The 17,995-nt window shown below is 66.1% G+C and carries 13 protein-coding genes and 2 pseudogenes; 8 read left to right on the top strand and 7 right to left on the bottom strand.

Annotated features, from left to right (window positions below; all coding sequences use genetic code 11):
- Together A5714_RS06895 and A5714_RS06890 are read left to right on the top strand one after the other, a co-directional pair.
- A pseudogene (locus A5714_RS06895) lies at window positions 1–965 on the top strand (ATP-binding cassette domain-containing protein); the annotation flags it as partial.
- Window positions 966–990: 25 nt separating this feature from the next.
- Window positions 991–2,625: an ABC transporter family substrate-binding protein gene (locus A5714_RS06890; RefSeq protein ID WP_068284104.1), complete on the top strand. Its 1,635-nt coding sequence runs from the start codon at window positions 991–993 to the stop codon at window positions 2,623–2,625.
- Here the strand turns inward: A5714_RS06890 and A5714_RS06885 are convergent.
- The 3 genes from A5714_RS06885 to A5714_RS06875 form a co-directional block, all read right to left on the bottom strand.
- Window positions 2,612–3,856 carry an alpha/beta fold hydrolase gene (locus tag A5714_RS06885; protein WP_068284103.1) on the bottom strand — a complete coding sequence of 415 codons (1,245 nt, stop codon included), beginning with the start codon at window positions 3,854–3,856 and terminating at the stop codon, window positions 2,612–2,614. The genes A5714_RS06890 and A5714_RS06885 overlap by 14 nt on opposite strands.
- Window positions 3,857–3,946: 90 nt before the next feature.
- Window positions 3,947–6,574: an ATP-binding protein gene (locus A5714_RS06880; RefSeq protein WP_068284101.1), complete on the bottom strand. Its 2,628-nt coding sequence runs from the start codon at window positions 6,572–6,574 to the stop codon at window positions 3,947–3,949.
- On the bottom strand, window positions 6,571–7,722 hold the full coding sequence (locus A5714_RS06875) for an exonuclease SbcCD subunit D (protein ID WP_068284098.1): 1,152 nt from the start codon (window positions 7,720–7,722) through the stop codon (window positions 6,571–6,573). The genes A5714_RS06880 and A5714_RS06875 overlap by 4 nt, the downstream gene beginning before the upstream one ends.
- Window positions 7,723–8,241: 519 nt before the next feature.
- Here A5714_RS06875 and A5714_RS25195 point away from each other — a divergent pair.
- Window positions 8,242–9,735, top strand: a complete 1,494-nt coding sequence (locus A5714_RS25195; protein ID WP_369829426.1) for a hypothetical protein — start codon at window positions 8,242–8,244, stop codon at window positions 9,733–9,735.
- A 643-nt stretch (window positions 9,736–10,378) separates the two neighbouring features.
- Here the strand turns inward: A5714_RS25195 and A5714_RS06865 are convergent.
- The 3 genes and pseudogenes from A5714_RS06865 to A5714_RS06855 form a co-directional block, all read right to left on the bottom strand.
- Window positions 10,379–11,693: pseudogene (locus A5714_RS06865) on the bottom strand (IS256 family transposase).
- 353 nt (window positions 11,694–12,046) lie between these two features.
- Window positions 12,047–12,268, bottom strand: coding sequence for an aldo/keto reductase (locus A5714_RS06860; RefSeq protein WP_068284092.1), 222 nt, complete (start codon window positions 12,266–12,268; stop codon window positions 12,047–12,049).
- 748 nt (window positions 12,269–13,016) lie between these two features.
- Entirely contained in the window at window positions 13,017–13,592 is a 576-nt protein-coding gene (locus A5714_RS06855; protein ID WP_068284090.1) for a TetR/AcrR family transcriptional regulator, read from the bottom strand.
- Between the two features lie 225 nt (window positions 13,593–13,817).
- Here A5714_RS06855 and A5714_RS06850 point away from each other — a divergent pair, with 225 nt between their 5' ends.
- Entirely contained in the window at window positions 13,818–14,570 is a 753-nt protein-coding gene (locus A5714_RS06850; RefSeq protein ID WP_068284087.1) for an SDR family NAD(P)-dependent oxidoreductase, read from the top strand.
- Between the two features lie 216 nt (window positions 14,571–14,786).
- Here the strand turns inward: A5714_RS06850 and A5714_RS06845 are convergent, their stop codons facing one another.
- Window positions 14,787–15,356 carry a TetR/AcrR family transcriptional regulator gene (locus tag A5714_RS06845; protein ID WP_068284084.1) on the bottom strand — a complete coding sequence of 190 codons (570 nt, stop codon included), beginning with the start codon at window positions 15,354–15,356 and terminating at the stop codon, window positions 14,787–14,789.
- A 219-nt stretch (window positions 15,357–15,575) separates the two neighbouring features.
- On the opposite strand from A5714_RS06845, the gene A5714_RS06840 reads away from it, so the two are divergent.
- The 4 genes from A5714_RS06840 to A5714_RS06825 all read left to right on the top strand — a co-directional run.
- Window positions 15,576–16,082, top strand: a complete 507-nt coding sequence (locus A5714_RS06840; protein ID WP_068284118.1) for a VOC family protein — start codon at window positions 15,576–15,578, stop codon at window positions 16,080–16,082.
- A 1-nt stretch (window position 16,083) separates the two neighbouring features.
- Window positions 16,084–16,602, top strand: a complete 519-nt coding sequence (locus A5714_RS06835; RefSeq protein ID WP_068284082.1) for a VOC family protein — start codon at window positions 16,084–16,086, stop codon at window positions 16,600–16,602.
- A gap of 86 nt (window positions 16,603–16,688) precedes the next feature.
- Window positions 16,689–17,375 (top strand): hypothetical protein, encoded by a 687-nt coding sequence (locus A5714_RS06830; protein WP_068284079.1) that lies wholly within the window; start codon window positions 16,689–16,691, stop codon window positions 17,373–17,375.
- A 68-nt stretch (window positions 17,376–17,443) separates the two neighbouring features.
- On the top strand, window positions 17,444–17,995 hold a 552-nt coding region (locus A5714_RS06825), incomplete at its 3' end, for a nuclear transport factor 2 family protein (protein ID WP_068284075.1).

Below are 17,995 nucleotides of genomic sequence, written 5' to 3'. Positions count from 1 at the left end.
CCAGCCCTTGGTCAGCCGGTAGGTCTTGACCAGGTCGCGGACCCGGACGACGACGGGCGAGTCACCGGGCGGCGTGCGGTCGGCGTCGGTGCTGACGCCGTAGATGTCCGCCGCGCTGCGCCCGTCGACCTGGTCGGTGCGGATGCACGCCGCCCGGTGACTCGCCCGTCGTCGTCCGGGTCCGCGACCTGGTCAAGACCTACCGGCTGACCAAGGGCGTGGTGCTGCGACGCGCCGTCGGTGAGGTCCGCGCGGTCGACGGCGTCAGCTTCGAGCTGCGGCAGGGACGCACGCTGGGCATCGTTGGCGAATCCGGGTCGGGCAAATCCACCACCCTGCACGAGATCCTGGAATTGGTTGCGCCGCAAGCGGGTTCGATCGAGGTGCTGGGCACCGACGTCGCCGCGCTGAGCGCCGCGGCCCGGCGCGGCCTGCGCCACGACATCCAGGTGGTGTTCCAGGACCCGGTCGCGTCGCTGGACCCGCGGCTACCGGTGTTCGACCTGCTCGCCGAACCGTTGCGCGCCAACGGGTTCGACAAGGGGCGCACCAACGCGCGGGTCGCGGAGTTGCTCGACATCGTCGGCCTGCGGCGCGCCGACGCGACCCGCTACCCCGCCGAATTCTCCGGCGGCCAGAAACAGCGCATCGGCATCGCCCGGGCCCTGGCCCTGCAACCGAAGATCCTGGCCCTCGACGAACCGGTGTCCGCGCTCGACGTCTCGATCCAGGCGGGCATCATCAACCTGCTGCTCGACCTGCAGGAGCGGTTCGACCTGTCGTATCTGTTCGTCTCCCATGACCTTTCGGTGGTCAAACACCTGGCGCACGACGTGGTCGTCATGCACGCCGGGACCATCGTCGAGCAGGGCGACAGCGAGCAGGTTTTCGGCGACCCGCGGCACGAGTACACCCGGCGGCTGCTCGGCGCGGTCCCCCAACCCGATCCGGGCCGACGTGTCTAGCCGCCTCGCGGCCGCCGCGCTGACGATGGCGTTGGCGGTCTCCGCGTGCTCGCCGGCGATCAACCTCGCCCCGCAGGCGGGGCGCAGCGCCGAGATCGGGACGACCAGCGACATCAACCCGCGCGATCCGGCCACCCTGCGAGACGGCGGCGACCTGCGCCTCGCGTTCACCGAATTCCCGCCCAACTTCAACGTGTTGCACATCGACGGCAACTCGGCGGAGGTCAACGGCATGATGAAAGCCTCCATGCCGCGGGCGTTCGTCATCGGCCCGGACGGCTCGACCACGGTGGACACCGACTACTTCACCAGCGTCGAACTCACCCGCACCGACCCGCAGGTGGTCACCTACACCATCAATCCCAAGGCCACCTGGTCCGACGGCACCCCGATCACCTGGCGGGACATCGCGGCGCAGATTCACGCGTTGAGCGGGGCCGACAAGCACTTCGAAATTGCCGGGCCCAGCGGCGCCGACCGCGTCGCGTCGGTGACGCGCGGCGTCGATGACCGGCAGGCGATCATGACGTTCGCCAAACCCTACGCGGAATGGCGGGGGATGTTCGCCGGCAACAACATGCTGCTGCCCGCCAGCGTGACAGCCACCCCCGACGTCTTCAACACCGCGCAGCTGGAGGCGCCCGGGCCGTCGGCGGGCCCGTTCATGGTGGCCTCGTTGGACCGCACGACGCAGCGAATCGTGTTGCGGCGCAACCCGAAATGGTGGGGCGCCCGGCCGCGCTTGGATTCGATCACCTATCTGGTGCTCGACGACGCGGCCCGGCTGCCCGCGTTGCAGAACAACACGATCGACGCCACCGGGGTCGGTTCGGTGGACCAGCTGACCATCGCCGAGCGCACCAAGGGCATCTCGATCCGGCGCGCGCCCGCGCCCAGCTGGTCGCACTTCACGTTCAACGGCGCGCCGGGCTCGATCCTGGCCGACGTGGCGCTGCGCGTCGCCGTCTCCAAGGGCATCGACCGGCGGACCATCGCCAAGGTCGTCCAATACGGCCTCACCAATGACCCGGTGGCGCTGGGCAACCACATCTACGTCGACGGCCAACAGGGCTACCGCGACAACAGCGCCGTGGTCCCCTACGAGCCCGCCGCGGCCGAACGCGAGCTGGACTCGTTGGGCTGGAAGCGGGTGGGCCAATTCCGCGAAAAGGGCGGCCGCCAGCTGGTGATCCGGGACCTGTTCTTCGACGCCCAGAGCAGCCGCCAATTCGCGCAGATCGCGCAGCACAGCCTCGCGCAGGTCGGCGTCAAGCTCGAACTCGTAGCCCGTTCCGGCAACGGCTTTTTCACCAACTACGTCAACGTCGGCGACTTCGACATCGCCCAATTCGGTTGGCAGGGCGACGCCTTCCCCTTGTCGGCGCTCACCCAGATCTACAAGTCCGACGGCGAAAGCAATTTCGGCAAGATCGGCAGCCCCCAGATCGACGACGGGATCGAACGGACGCTGGAAGAACTCGACCCGGTGAAGGCGCGGGCGTTGGCCAACGACCTCGACAGGCTGATCTGGGCGGAGGGTTTCAGCCTGCCGCTCACCCAGTCACCGGGCGACGTCGCGGTGCGCAGCACGCTGGCGAACTTCGGCGCGGCCGGGTTGGCGGACCTCAACTACTCCGCCATCGGGTTCACGCGGGATTGAACCGCCGGCGCACGAACGCCGGGATCGGCAGGGCGGCCTCGATGATGGCGGCCAGTTCGACCGCCTTCCACAGCAGCCGCACCTCGGGGCGCGCCGGCAGCGCGTCCAGCGCCGACGCCCGCGCGACGAGACCGTCGGCCTGGCCGCGCCACACCGCGTGCGCGACGGCGAGGGCGGCCGGCTCGCGGAAGTCAATGGCGCTGTGCGCCATGGTGGGCAGGTGCACGAGCGCCGCCGCGGGTATGAGCTGCGCGACGCGCTGCGCCACGGCGGGCGGGGTGATGAGGTCGCGGCCGCCCGAGACGACGGCGGTGGGCCAACCGAACTTCGGCATCTCGGCCACCAGGTCGTAGGGCTCGTCCTCGAACGTGGCCGTCTGGGTCCGCGACACCCGTTCGGCGACGGCGGGATCCAGCGGTAGGCCGTCGGGCTGGGCCGCGTAGTCCAACTCGCGGAACGCGATCCGGCTCACCAGATCCTCTTCGTAACGAAACGGCAGATGGCTCAGGGTGGTGAATCGGGAAATGAGCCACCACAACAGCTTTCGGCCGTCGAGGAGCAGGTCGACCTGCCGCTCGAGCAGCGCGGCGCCGCCGTAGCCGTACATCGTCGCGACGACGTGCGTCGCGCCCGGGCCCATCACCCCGGCGTCGACGAGCTTGCGCATCTTGGGCGCCAGCGCGGCGGTCTCGGGGCTGTCGCCCCGCAGCAACAGCCGCCGGATCGCGCGCCGCACGATGACGATGTCGTGCCGGGACAGCAGCGGCGAATCGAGGACCATGGCCCGCACCCGGCCGGGATGACGCACGCCGACGCCGGCCGCGATGTAGGTGCCGTACGACGCCCCGTAAATGACCGCCGACTCCACGTGCGCGTCGTCGAGGACGGCGGCGATGTCGTCGACGACCTGATTCACGGTGAAGGCCTCGGGCGGCAGGTCGGCGCCCGCGTCGTCGTGGCGGGACAGCCCGACGCCGCGGTGCTCGACCATGATGACGTCCAGGCCCGCGGCCGCCGCGCGGCGCCGCAGTCCCCGGTACATCTGCACGGAGGCCACGCCGGGGCCGCCCGGGATGATGACCAGCGGATGGGCGGACTTACGGCCCGCCCGCACGTAGTAGAGGTCGAACTCCTCGGCGCCGTCCGGCGAGATCGGCCGGCGGATGGGCCGCACCCCGGGTAACGCGGCGAGCTTCTGTTGGGTGCGGCGCCGCTTCGCATCCATCGTCATCGGAGTCGGCCCGCCATGACCATATTCTGCAGACGCCGCCCGCCGCGACCAATCCGCCGTCCCCGTCGGCGCGTTCGCGCTGTTCAGCCGCTAGGCGGACAGGTCGATGCGGTGCGCGCCCTTGACCCCGTCGTATCGGTCGGGACTGCACGTCAGGACGATGACCTGCCCGTGCGTGCCGACGGTGTCGAACAGCTCGCCCATTCTGGCCAACCGGTCGGGGTCGGTGAAGCCGAGCGCGTCGTCGACGACCACCGGCACGGCATCCTCCTTGGCGACCAACGCCGCGCCCGCCAGCCGGGCCAGGATGCCGAGTTGCTCCTTGGCCCCGCCGGACAGGGATTCGTACGGCACCGTGACACCGTCGAGCGTGCGGCTGCGGATGCACAGGTCGCTGTCGACGTCGACCTCGAAGGTGGGCCCGAACACCGGGCGGCCGAGCCGCTGCAGTTCCGCACGATAGGGCTCGACGTAGCGCTGCCGGGTGGTGTCGCGGTGCCGCGTCATGACCGTCCGCAGCAGCTGCGCGGCGCGTGCCCGGCCGCCGACGCGGATGTGCTCGCTGGCGGCCTGCTCCCGCTCCGCCTCCGCGACGTCCAGCTTGCCCTGACGCCCCTCGCTGCCGAACACCGAGAGCTCGATGTTGACGTCCTGCAACGCGCGGATCGTGTCCTCGTAGCGCTCGCGCAGCGCGGTGTCGTGCTTCGTGGCCTCGGTCAATTCGCTGGCCACCGCGTCCGGCGCCGCGGCCGGCCGGCCGTCGGCGAGGTCGGCGGCCCGCCGCTGCGCCGCGAGCGCCGCGTCCTGTGCCGCGCTCGCCGACACCGTCAGGTCCTGGTCGCCGATCGAGGCCCGCGCCGCGGCGAGCCGAGCGGTCGCCGCGTCGAGCTCACCGATTTGGCCGTCGCGCCGATTCCGCAAAACCGTTGCTGTGGTGCTTATTTCGGCGAGGCGCGCCGTCACTGCCGCGGCCCGCTGCCGGTGCAGTGCGCAGTCAGCGAACGCCGCCTGCCAAGTTGTTTCCAGCGCTTCGAGTTCGGCGCGGGCGACGCTCAGGTCGGTCACCACCGGGTCGTCGGGCTGGGCGGCCGGTTGGCCCGCACGCAGTTGCGTGACTCGGGACCGCAGCTCGTCGACCCGTTCGTCCCCGCAAAGCCCCGCCAGGGTGGCGGTCAGCTGGTCGCGCCTGCTTTGCAGGTCACGCCGGCGCAGGTCGGCCGCCCGCGCGGCCGCGAGATCGGCGACCTCGGCCGCGGCCAGGGCGGTAACCAAATCCTGTTGCGCGGCGGCGTGTTTGGCGTGCACGTCCAGCGTGGTGGCGCCCGGGGTGACCCGCACGGTCAGGATGCCGGGAACCTGCACGGTGGTGGGGTCGGCGGCGGTGCCTGACCAGGACTGGCCGGCCGACAGCACGACCCGTTGGTCGCCGACGGCGAGCTCGATGTCCGCGGCCGCGGTGAACTCCACCGCGGCGCACATCGATGCCAGCTGGTCGCCGGTGCGCTCGACCGCGGCCGCCGCCTCCTCGATGCGGCGCAGCGACTCGCCGGTGATCGCGATGGCACTGAGCTCTTCGCGGATCCGCTCGCGGTCCCGCTCGACGTCGTCGATCTTGGCCAATCGCGCACCAAGCCGGTCGGCCTCCTCGCGCTGCGCGAGTCGCTCGACGGCGCCGCGGGCGGCCTGCACGCGGTGGTGCAGATCGTCGAGCGCCGCGGCGGCTTGCTGCACGGCGGCTTCGGCGGCCTCCGCCTCGACCCGAGCCACCGATTCGGCGTCGGCAGCGTCCTGCGCCTCGGCCGTCACGCCGGCGATACCTGTTGTCCGCGTGTCGATCTCGGCGAGCAGCTCAGTGCGGGCGCGGTGGGCGGCGACCGCCGCGGTGCAGGACGCCACCGCGGCGGCGGCCACCAGGTCGGCTTCCCGCGCCTTCGCGGTCAGTTCGGCGACGGCGTCGGCGGCGGCCCGTGCGGCCTGTAGGCGCGGCGCGGCGGCGACGCGCTCGGCGGACAACTCGGACACCTGTTCGGTCAGGCAGGCGTGGCGGGCGACGCGGTCGTCGACCTCGGCGACGGCCGCCGCGCATTCGGCTACCGCCTTCTCCGCGTCGGTCAGGCGCGCGATCGCGGCGGCCCACTCCCCCGTGGGGCGCCCGGTGGGGGTGAAGTAGCGGCCGTACTCGGCGTCGATCCGCTCGATCAGCAGCGGCTCGGCGCCGGAAAGCGCGCCGGTGTCACCGGCGGCGATGTCGAGCGCCCGCGACAACGCGTCACACCCGGACAGATCCACCGCCGCGGTGGACGCGGACTGCAACACCCGCTGGGCGTGCCAGAGGTCGCTGTCGACCGTCTCGGCCAACATCGCCCGGACCCGCTCGTGCGCCTCGTCACCGGTCAATTGCTCGCGGTGCGGCCGCAGCAACGTCAGCTCCGTCTCACACTTCTTGTGAAACCGCTTGCGATAGACGAATCGGTAAGGCCCACAACTGAGTTCGGCCTTGACTTCCGAGCCGACGTCGCTGTGGGTGGGCTTGACCTGCTTGACTTCCTTCTTCGTCGAGCGATCCCTGGACTCCAACAGCAGGTCGAGGGCCTCGATCATCGACGACTTGCCGATCTCGTTGGCGCCGGAGACCACCACGACGCCGTGGTCGGGAAACTCGAGCTCCCGATGCTCGATACCGCGATAGTTGGTCAGCGTCAACCGGTGCAGCTTCATGCGGCCCCGCGATCGGCGAGTCGGAGCAGCAGCGCCAGCGCGGCCTGCGCGTCACCGGCGGCCTCCGTGTCCGTTTCCCTTGCCGTGGCGACCAATTCGTCGACGGCGGCGGCGGCGAATCCGCCGATACCCAGGTCGCTGAATTCGCCGTCGGCGGGAATCACCACCAGGTCGGTGTGGCGGTCCCACATCCCGAGCCGCGCGAACAACCGCGCGTACTTGTCCAGACACCCATCGAGTGCGGCGCGGTCGGTCACCGTCAGGGACCCGGTCAGCGCCAGCCGCACCACGGTGCGGTCCTTGTGGGTCATCAGGTCGAGGTTGATGTCCAGGTCGGCGATATCGCGGCTGTTGTCGACCTGTCGGTGCATGGTGACGAATCGCCAGCGCCCGACGTGCCGCGCCTGCACCGAGACCGCGCGGTGCGGGTCGTCCTCGTCGATGTCGACCACGAGGACGTGGCCGGGGTCGGCTTCGACGTCGTCGTAGTTGGTGACCTCCGGCGACCCGGAGTACCACACCCGGCCGCTGCTGCCGACTCGAGTGCGAGAGTGCTTGTCGCCCAACGCCGCATAGTGCACCGCGCCGCGGGCCAGCGCGTCTTCCAGGTTCGCCAGGCGGACCAGCGACGGCTTGTCGCGGTCGGGGTCCAGCTCGTCGACCCCACCGTGCGCGACGAGCACCCGGGTGGCCGGGGCCGGGGGCAGCCCCTCGAGGACGTCGGCGACGAGGTCCGACGTCGGCGCCTTGGAACGCCATGGCGCGGCGACGATCTCCACCCCCGGGCGTACCTGATGCACACCGGGCCGGTCGAGGACCACGACGTTGTCGGGGCACTCGCCGGTGAACAGCGCGCCGGTGTACACCGACGAGGCGTCCAACGGGTCGTGGTTGCCCGGCAGCAAATAAACCGGAATCCCGATGGCGCGCATGGCTTCCAGCGACTGGCCGATGACCGCCGGCGGCAGCTGATTGTGTTCGAAGACGTCCCCGGCGACCACCACGAATTCGGCGCCCACTTCGGCCGCCAGCTGTCCCAGCCCGGCCACCGCGTCGCGGCGGGCCGCGGAATAGCGCGGCTGCGCGTCACCGGCCAGGAAGTGCCGGGTCATGCCCAGCTGCCAGTCGGCGGTGTGCAGGAATCGCATCCGGAAACCCCTTTCGAACTGCGTGACTACCAGGGCACCGCGAGCTTAAGGCTGTGCACCGACAAGACGCGGGACCTCGGTCGGCAGGTCTTTGTCCGGTATGTAGAGGTACGGGCGGTCGACCGTCTTGCGGATTGTTCGTCAATTTGTCGAGGCCGTGGTGGATTGCCGCTACGCAGTAGGTCCACGGTCCTTGGCGGACGTGAGGAAATCTCGTTTGTCGCCGATATCCGCCACGAGTGAAGTGCGGTTGGAATCGCCGAGACCTAGGCTGAGGCGCCACGCGGGACATCGACACCATCGACGGCGACTCCGGCTGGTGACCGGAGCTTGGCGCATCCGCGGCGGCCCGCCAAGCACCACCCTGGTTGACGCACTCCTCGACGAGCGGTCCCAAGCGCGTCGTGCCGCCATGTCACGCGAAACGGACGTGCACGACCGCACCACCGCGGTAGCTTCGTAGTTGCTTTTACAGCGTGTGGCGAGGTCGCGGGCGGTGCGATGCTAGATATTGCGGACTTGATCGCGAAGGCGGGGGGCAATCCCTGGGCGATCAATAGGAGCCTGCAGGCGGGCAGCCCGCTGCAGATCAACAATCTCGCGCAGGCCTTTCACGATGCTGGCCGGTGCACCACGGCGGCCAGCGAGGAATTCGACCAGGCTAAGAAGCGGTTTGACGCGGCCTGGAACCATCAGGACGGTGACCACCCAATCAACGACTCAGCCGAAGTGCAGCGGGTGACCAAAGCCCTTGGCACACAGTCGTTGCAGCTGCCGATGATCGGTTCCCATTTGGAAGACATTGCCGCTGCTCTGGCCGAAGCACAGAAGCGCGGGAAAACGGAGATCGAAACGCTGAACCATCAATTGCGGCTGCTCGACAAAGTCGTCGTCGCGGCGCAGACCGATCTGGCGAGAGGCGGTCTCACGGAGAACGAACAGCATGCGCTGCAGACGCTAATTGAGGACGCGAAGGCCGACGAGCTGGACGACGTTCGCGATGCGCTGGTCCAGATGCGCCTTATCCGCGGCGTCTACACCAGTGAGCTCCATGCGGGGCAGGCCAGCCTGGTCAAGGACGGATATGACCCCGCTGCGATCTGGGCTGACGACGCGCATTTTGGCCCCGGTGATCCGCCCCTGGATACACCCCCTGGAACCGGACCACGGATTGATGGGCCAGCGTCACCACCCCTACTTGAGGGCCAGAACACTAAAGACCAAGACGACTTGGATTTGTCGATTCCCGGCACCGGCATTGCGCTCGGCGGCGACGGCGCCCATGGTTCCCCAAATATCCTGGTCCCGCCTGACGGTGAGGCGCCCGGCGTCAACGGTCCCAATCCGCTACCGCATCCGCCGGGCACTCGTCCGTTGCCCACCGGAACCGCTGTCGGCCCCAACGGCGAGAAATATGGGTTCTACGGCTTCGTCCCGTTGAAGGGGCCCGACGGGCAGCCGAACACTCATTTCTCTGTTCCAGACACCGTTGTGGTCGACCTCGCGCACCCCGACAAGGTGCTGTACACGCTGCATGGCATTTCGCAAGCCAGTGGAGTTTTCGACCCGAACACCGGGAAAATGATCATCATGGGCAACACTGCAGACGGGCAGCGCGGCCTGTGGGAATCCGCTCCCGTCAAGCAGAACGGCAGCTGGGGAAATACTCTCCAGTCCAAGGGGACTTTCAACGGTGAACTTAACGGCAATCGAGAGAGCCAAATTACGGCGCTTCCCGGAAATAAAGGCTTTATGGTCGTCGGTGGAGCCGCGAATAAGCCGATCGTCGGCGCCGTGGCCAGCACTCCCGAAGGCCTGCTAAATGCACCGACACAAACGCTGGTCGGACAGATGCCCGACACCCAGATTCCGTATGGACCTACAATTACCGACATACGGCAAGAAGGGGGCAAGAACGTCGTCACAATGCGCGTCAGCACGTATGGGCTGGGTGTCGGCGTTTACGATCCAAAGACCTACACAACGATTTTTACCGTAACTCCAGGAAGCTGAGAGGGTCCAAGCCGATGAGAACACTACGTCGAGTGCTTACTGCCGCAGCGGCGACCCTCATCGTAGCCACGTCGGCCTGCACACAGTCGCATGCCGATCCGGCATTCCCGGATCCCTCCGGCTACCCGCGCGTCAACGTGTACGACTACGGAATCGCGTTAGCTAACCCCCAGCGTGATCCCACCACAGCCATCTATTTCCTTACACCCGACGGGATTCCGTGCAACTTCCACACCGGAAGCATCGAGTGCATAGGCAACGTCCCCGGCGTACCGGACAACGACAAGAATCCATTTACTTCGGTGTCGACAGATACGGGCATACGAGCAGCAACATCGACTCCGTACACCAACGGGTCTATCCAAGGACATCCCCTTAAGACGTTACCCCCACTGCAAGCCTTGGCCGCCGGTGGCACCTTCTGTGGAGTCGACGGCTCGGGCGCCACCGCGTGCAAAGACTCGAATGGCCGAGGATTTGTGATCTCGCAACAAGGCACCCGCTGGCTTCCACACGTCTGACGGAATCCCGCGATCAATAATTGTTATCGCCTGCGGCCGTGGTTGATGGCAACAGCGCAATAAAGCAGAACCATGCCGATGCGCCGGGACTATCTCGCTAACGGTGTTTCCGGCGGTTTTCATCAGTAGGTTTCGGCCGCCGGGAAACGGTCGCCGAAGGTGATTGCAAACACTGGCGACGACGTCGGCGCGCACGTCGGGGACGCGTTGAGCACTGGCTTCCACCGCATCGTCCATCGTGCCCTGCCGACACCGGTCGGGTCCAGGGAACGGGTCACCAGATAGAGGCACTTGAGCGCGGCCTGCTCGGAGGGGAAGTGTCCGCGGGCCTTGATCGCGCGGCGGTAGCGGGCGTTGAGCGACTCGATCGCATTGGTGCTGCAGATGACCTGCCGGATCTCCACGTCGTAGTCCAGGAACGGGATGAACTCCGCCCAGGCGTTGTCCCACAACCGGATCACCGCCGGGTAGCGCTGCCCCCATTTCTCGGCCAACTCGAACGAACGCCGTCCGGGCCGCGGTAGCGTTGACTGCGGTGTAGATCGGTTTCACATCACGTTTGATCTCATCCCAGTACTTGCGCGAGGTGAGCCGAAATGTGTTGCGCAGCAAGTGGATGATGCAGGTCTGCACAATCGCCTGTGGCCACACGTTGCCCACCACCTCGGGCAGTCCCTTGAGTCCGTCGCAGACGACGAAGAAGGTGTCCTTGATGCCGCGGTTGCGTAGGTCGGTGAGCACGCTCATCCAGAACTGCGCACCTTCACCGCCGGTGCCGGCCCACAAGCCGAGGATGTCGCGTTCCCCGGCCAGGGTGACCCCGATGGCCGCGTAGAACGGTCGGTTGGCGACCTGGCCATCGCGGACTTTGACCACGATCGCGTCGATGAAGATCGCTGCGTAGGTTTCATCTAGGGGCCGCACCGCCCAGTCGTTCATCTCCTCGATGACCTTGTCGGTGATCCGGCTGATCGTCTCCTTGGACACCGACGCCCCGTAGATCTCGGCGAAGTGCGCTGAAATCTCCCCGGTGGTAAGCCCTGTGGCATACAACGACAAGACCACCTCATCGACCCCAGACAGTCGGCATTGGCGTTTCTTGACGATCTGGGGCTCGAACGTGGATGCCCGATCGCGCGGCACGTCGAGTTCGACCGCGCCGGTGGTATCGGTCAGCACGGTCTTGGATCGGGTGCCGTTGCGAACGTTGCCCGCCCCAGCCTCGGGCGGGTCGTGTTTCTCATAACCCAGGTGCTCGGTCATCTCCTCGTTGAGCGCAGTCTCGAGCACCGTCTTGGTCAGCTGTTTGAGCAACCCGTCGGGCCCGGTCAGCGACAGGCCCTGTTCCTGGGCCAGCCGCACCAGCTCCACCGCAGCCTGCTGCTCGGCCGATTGCTCAGCCGACTTCTTCTTCGTCACACCATCCAGTGTCGTCATCACGGCACCTTCCCCGCCGAGCATCGCTCAGCGTGTCAGTGCCGGAAACACCGTTAATCCGACAGTCCCTTCGGGAACCGCAGAGGGTCAGTATTCAGGAGACGTAGACAGATGTTGATGCGATCGACGAGGGGGCGGCGTTTCTCGGGAAGGGAGAGGTAGGTGGTCGACCCATGATCAGTGCGTTGCGCGTGCCCGACTGTGCCGCTCGGGTGACGTCTGATGTCCACTTGGATTCGCCCGGAATGTGCCAGGGCATGCCTCCGCGCCGTCGAATGCCTCGCAAATCGTCATCAGCAACAATGAGCTGGACGGTCATCTACACCCCTTAGCGTGCGTCTCAACACATTTCGTCAACACGCAGAGACCAGCGCCTGACCGACAAGCTCTTCATTGGTGTATGGCCCGTACACCTCAGCGGTGTCAAAGAACGTCACGCCGCGATCCACTGCCGCCCGCAGGAGCTTTGTCATCTCCGTGGGGTTCTGGGCCGCACCGTAGAAGAAGCTCATGCCCATGCAGCCCAGCCCAAGGGCCGAGACTTCCAGTTGCTGTCCAAGTTTGCGCTTCTGCATTACGAGGTGCACCTTCAGGTTGTTCGATCGGGCTGACGGTTTCCCCGGCACTCAACCGGGATTCGCCGGCACGCTACGCAGCCCGTGCATCGGCAGGGAGACCCTCCCGATGCAGGTACCGACAGTGCCACCCATGCACAACGCCGATAATCCAGGCGTCAGGCACTATCACCACGAGCGGGGGGCACCAAGCCATTGGAAACCGGCCTCTCACGCGGACTGCTGGGCGGCTCGCCACCCCATGCCTTGGCTGGTCGCCAGCGCGCTGTTGTTTCCGACCTCGCCGACGCTCCTGGGCGGCGCGGCGCAGGGGGTCGGCAGTGGCAGCGCCGTCTCGGCCGGCAAAGCCGTCACTCCGCCCGCATGGCCGTGCATGCAGATGGTGCCCGCCGGTGTTTCGCTGGGGAGGTGATCGACAAGTGCGCTCCTTGCGATCGTCGGTGCACAGGAGCCACTACGTGGGACCGGCCGGTCAACGTGCCGGTTCAGTGTGGTGATACCGATACCAACGCACACCGACGACCGCTCGTGGTCAATGGCGGGCCCGGTCCGAGTCGGGCGGGGGCAGATGCGCATGAGGTCCAACGACTATGGCCATAAACGTCATCTCCCCGGAGCTAACGTCGATCCGTCGCTGCGGTGGTCGTGTGGTGGCGCGGGCGATGTTCACCGGCCAGCTCAGCACTGCCAATCGCGACATCGACACTCAGCGCAAACTTTGTCGTCGCACGCTTCGCCGCGATGGTGCTCAGCGGTCGGGGTGGATGCCGTTCAGGGCTAGCCGCACTAGTCGGGTGCCGTCGGCGGGCGTGTATTCGGTGGCGAGGGCGATGGCGAAGACGAGGGTGAGTAAGTCGTTGATGGTGACGTCGGATCGGATCAGTCCCGCGTCCTGGGCGGCATCGAGTAAGCCAGTGCCCGCATCGATGAGCGCCTGATGGCACAGGCCCGTGGTGGTTGCCTGCTTGCGATCGCCGTGCTGGAGCAGTGCGGCGGCGAGACCGCGGGTCGCCAGGCAGTAATCGCCGACCAGCTGCAGCCACTCGAGCATGGCGGCGGGGTTCCCATTGCGGGAGAGTTGGTCGGCTTGCGCGCGGAGGTCGTCGATGCCGTCGGCGAAGACGGCGTCTAACAGGACCCAGCGGGAGGGGAAGTGCCGGTGCAAGGTGGCCGATCCGACGCCTGCCCTGCGTGCGATCTCCTCCAACGACGCCTCGGCACCGTCGCGTAGGAACACTTCGGTCGCCGCGTCGACGATGCGCCGATAGCTGCGTCGGGCGTCAGCCCGTGGGGAGCGAGGTCCCAGGCTCGGTGCACTGGTCATCGATCGTGGCTCCAGGGTGTTGCGAAATGGGGGTGTCCTCCGTATCGTAGTGCCAACGAAAATGGGGTTCCGCCCCATTTTCTGCGAAGCTAAGCCACCCGAGCACGGAACGGCTGCGCACGGTCCGTACCCCACGTATGCCCCGTCCCCGGTCGTCACCACCCATCCGGTGACGTGCCGTCATCGCCTCCCTAGCACACGGCAACTCACATACGAAGGGGCGTTATGAACGGAAAACTCGCGGGCAAGGTAGCGGTGATTACCGGAGGTTCCAGCGGCATCGGCTTGGCGGCAGCCAAGGCGTTCGTCGCCGAGGGGGCGCATGTCTTCCTGATGGGGCGGCGTGAATCCGAACTGGCCAAAGCGGCGGCCGACATTGGTACGAATGCGTCGGTGGTGCGGGGTGATGTGGCCTCTCTCGACGATCTTGACCATGTGTTCACCGCTGTCGCTCGGGAGAAAGGCGTGATCGACATCGTCGTGGCGAACGCCGGATTCATTGCCGCACAGGGCATCGACACCGCAACACCGGAACACTTCAATCGCACCTTCGATGTCAACGTCCGTGGCGTCTTCTTTACCGTGCAGAAGGCCTTACCGTTGATGACGCGGGGCGGTTCGATGGTGCTGGTCGCCTCGGCCCTGCACCATAAGGGAATGCCGAACCACGGCACCTACGCCGCCAGTAAGGCAGCGGTGCGGTCCTTCGCGCGGACGTGGGCCGCCGAACTCAAAGACCGCGGAATCAGGGTCAACTCGCTCAGTCCGGGTACCATCGAGACGCCCATCTTCGAGGCTCAATCCTCCGGCCCTGAGGCCCACGCCGCCGCGAAGGCAGCGATTCAGCAGGTGATCCCCCTGGGCCGGATCGGCCGGGTCGATGAAATGGCGAAGGCTATCTTGTTCCTCGCCTCCGACGACAGCAGCTACAGCACCGGCACCGACCTCATCGCCGACGGTGGAATCACCCAGGTGTAGCTGCGGGATCCGCAAGGTGATCGCCGTGGCGCCGGGGACCGCCGACGGCAAAGGGGCGCGCGTCGACTCCCGTGACCTATTGTCTGGCTGGGGAGTCCGCGAATGGACAAGCGGGTCCCGCCAACGAGCGTCACCGTTGGCCATCACTGCACCTGCGTTGCCACGGTGGTAGACGGTGGCGGCTGTGCTGCGGTCCGCTCTCGCTGATGCGCGCGCTCACGGCGATGGGGGCTCGCTCGTTGGAGACGACAACGTGTGAATGAGGGGTAGGTAGACGGTATCGATGATCTCGGTCAGTGTGCTGGCGTCAATGGGGCTGGGTGAGAGGACCATCTCGTTGCGCACCAATACACCGACGCTGGCGGCTGCCCGGGGTGGTATCGGGCGTGGGCCAATTTCACCACGGGCACGTGCCCGTTCGAGTGCGGGGTAGACCGTCCTTTCGACAAGACTCCTCACCTCGGCGGCGAGCGTGCCGAACAGGTCGGCGTCGGCCTCGGCGATGAGGCTGCGGTAGTTGCCAACGCCGAACCCGTGGAATACCTCGATGACCGTACTGAACAACAGCAGCAAGTCGCCGCGCAATGATGTTGTCCAGACGAAATTTTCGTCGGGCTGCCAGCGCAAACTGGGCAGTGCGTCGACGACCATGTGTGCCCGCGACGGGTATCGCCGGTAGAGAACGGGTTTGCCCGTCTGCGCGCGACGAGCGACGCCCTCGTAGGTGACGCCCGCGTAGCCGAAGTCGGCCAGTTCTGCCCTGGTGGCCTCGCGAATGGCCGCCATGAGTTCCTCGTTGCGTCGTCGATTCTTCGGAGGAGTGGGAGCCGTCCGGGATTTAGACACGTTGCGTACCTTACCGTAGCCGTGTACCTTCAATAAGGAACGGCACGTAACTTGTGCGATCGAGGCGAAGTGGTCGCGTACAGCCGGGTGACTGGGCCCGACCCGGAGCGGGTCAGGCAGGCGGTGCAACCGCTTCAGCGTGAAGAAGAAGGGAAGACCATGACGCCACTGACGCCGACGCTGCTGCACGTCTGCATTGCCGTCCCTGACCTGGGCGCTGCGCTCGCGTTCTACCGGGACGTCCTGGGCTTCCAATCCGTGTTCGAAACCGTGAATGGAAGTGCCGACGGCGCGCTGCTCGGTTTCGACGCCGCCGCCGTGAGCATCAAAGCTGCGCATCTGGTGGCAGTCGGCGCACCGGATCAGCACGCCACCGCCATCAATCTCGTCGAATTCGTCGAGCCGCAGACGACGTCGACGGGCTCCAGTCGTCGGGCAATGAACGACGCAGGGTTGACGCGTATGGCTGTGCTGGTGGATGACCTGGATCGGGCGCTCGAGCGCATCGCACCGTACACCGGGGTTGAAATCATCTGTGAGCCAAGGGAAATCAAGATCCATGAGGCGAAGTCGAGTAACTCGTCGAGGTGGTTTAGCTTCCGGGACCCGTTCGGGGTCTTCATCACCGTCACCCAACCAGCACGTGACGGCGAAGGGAAGATCTGAGATGGACAGGTATATCAAACGGTTGTTTCATGTGTGCATCACCGTGGCGGACATCGACGAGGCGCTCGACTTCTACCGTGGCGTGTTGGGCCTGCAGTCGATTGGCAGCCTGCGGAACGAACGATCAGACGGTGCCGTGCTCGGCTTTCCGGGACAGGACATCGTCATTCACGCCGATCACCTGTGCGGCATGCTCACCGATGACGCCACCGTCATCGACCTCGTCCAATTCGTACAGCCCAAAACGGTTGTTGGTGAGGGTCCCTATCGCCAGACGAACCACGTCGGGATCACCAGGATGGCATTCGACGTGGAGGACACCGACTCGATCTACGACAGACTCCGCGACCGCGGCGATATCGAGATCCTCGCTGAGCCCGCAACGGTGAAGGCACCCACCGACGGATACTTTCGAATCCTCACCTTCAAGGATCCGCACGGCATCGTCCTAGAACTGATCGAACATCGCGACACTCCATCGGGACGAGAACCGCGGCATGGGCAGACCCTCTCACCGTGATGGACAAGCCCCAACCGTTTCCATATTTATCAACCCAGTCCGACGATTCGTGACCTACTGATCACCGGACGATGGAGGAAACCTCAATGGCCGCCGAACATAGCAAGCCGTTCCGCATCGACCTGAAGTCCGGCCCTACCGGCGGCAAATGCGTTGCTGACTACGAACTCTTCTACGCCAGACGTGCCTTGGCCCACGTCAAGAAGTTGATCGGACGCCGAGGCCTGTTGGATCTGCTCGCCGACGATCTCAAGGAAGGCGAGGCCTTCCTCCGCGAATTCGCCGAGAAGTCCAACGGTGAAGTTCGGCCAGCGACGACTGTGCTGGCGGTGACAGGACTGACGGCCTCCGAATTCACCCGCTGGATGGACCAAGCCGTGACCAACGAGGCCACCATGCTTGCCGCCCACCCCGAGCACTTCGTGATGGACGGGCGCGCCGACGGCACCGTGCATCTCGTGGAGAACTTCGGTCCACACATCTGCTCGTGCATCGTGGCGTTCGGCGAGGGATCGCAGTGGGCACCCACCGCCCCCGAGTTTCTCTCCGAAGCTGACTACCCGTACAAGAAGATCGCCACGATCAAGCTGGCCGACGGAACCATCGTCGGACGGGTGCTGTCCCAATTCGGCGACACAGAAAGCGGTTTCACCGCCAGCTTATCCATCTACTTTCCCGCCGCATGCCCAGATGACCTGTTCGAACATCACCGCCGCCATCTGGCAGTCGAGTTCTCCAACTGGATTAGGGCAGCCGCGGCGGCACATACCTGACCTACGGCGGACGGCTGCTCCGGCAACACCCTGCGATGTCACGACCAAACCCAGAGAAAGCGAAGAGGATGACACTCGAACAACTAGCCAGCAGAGCCCAGATTCACGACATTCTGGTGCGCTACACCCGCGGAGTGGATCGACTGGAGTTCGATCTGATCCGCGCGGGATTCCACGACGATGCCTGGATTGACTTCCCCGAGGACGTCTATCAAGGCCCGGTGCAAGGTTTCTTCGACTTCCTCGAAAAGGAGCTGCCCTCCTTCGTCCGCACCCGACACAACCTCGGCAACATCCTCATCGAACTGGACGGTGACCTCGCGTTCGTCGAGTCCTACCTCACCGCAGACCACGAGGCCACGTCCCTGCACAAATGGGATGGTGCATTCGTGACCCTGTGGGCCCGCTACATCGACCGATTCGAGCGCCGCGACGGTGTGTGGAAGATCGCCAAACGCGCCTTACTCGTCGACTGGATGCGTCGGGACGCCAGCCCCGCTGGGTGGTTCAAGCTGCCCGAAGCCCAACTGGGCAAACGCAACGGCACGTCGTGGATTTCGGCTCGGTCGAGAAGTTCAGTGAGGTCCATGTCAGGGCTGCACTTTTCGCAGCACCGGGTC

It is taken from the genome of Mycobacterium sp. E2462, from assembly GCF_001672685.1.
Classification (GTDB): Bacteria; Actinomycetota; Actinomycetes; order Mycobacteriales; family Mycobacteriaceae; genus Mycobacterium.
The sequence above is the reverse complement of the archived record's forward strand: the minus strand, read 5'-3'. Positions and strand labels throughout refer to the sequence as shown.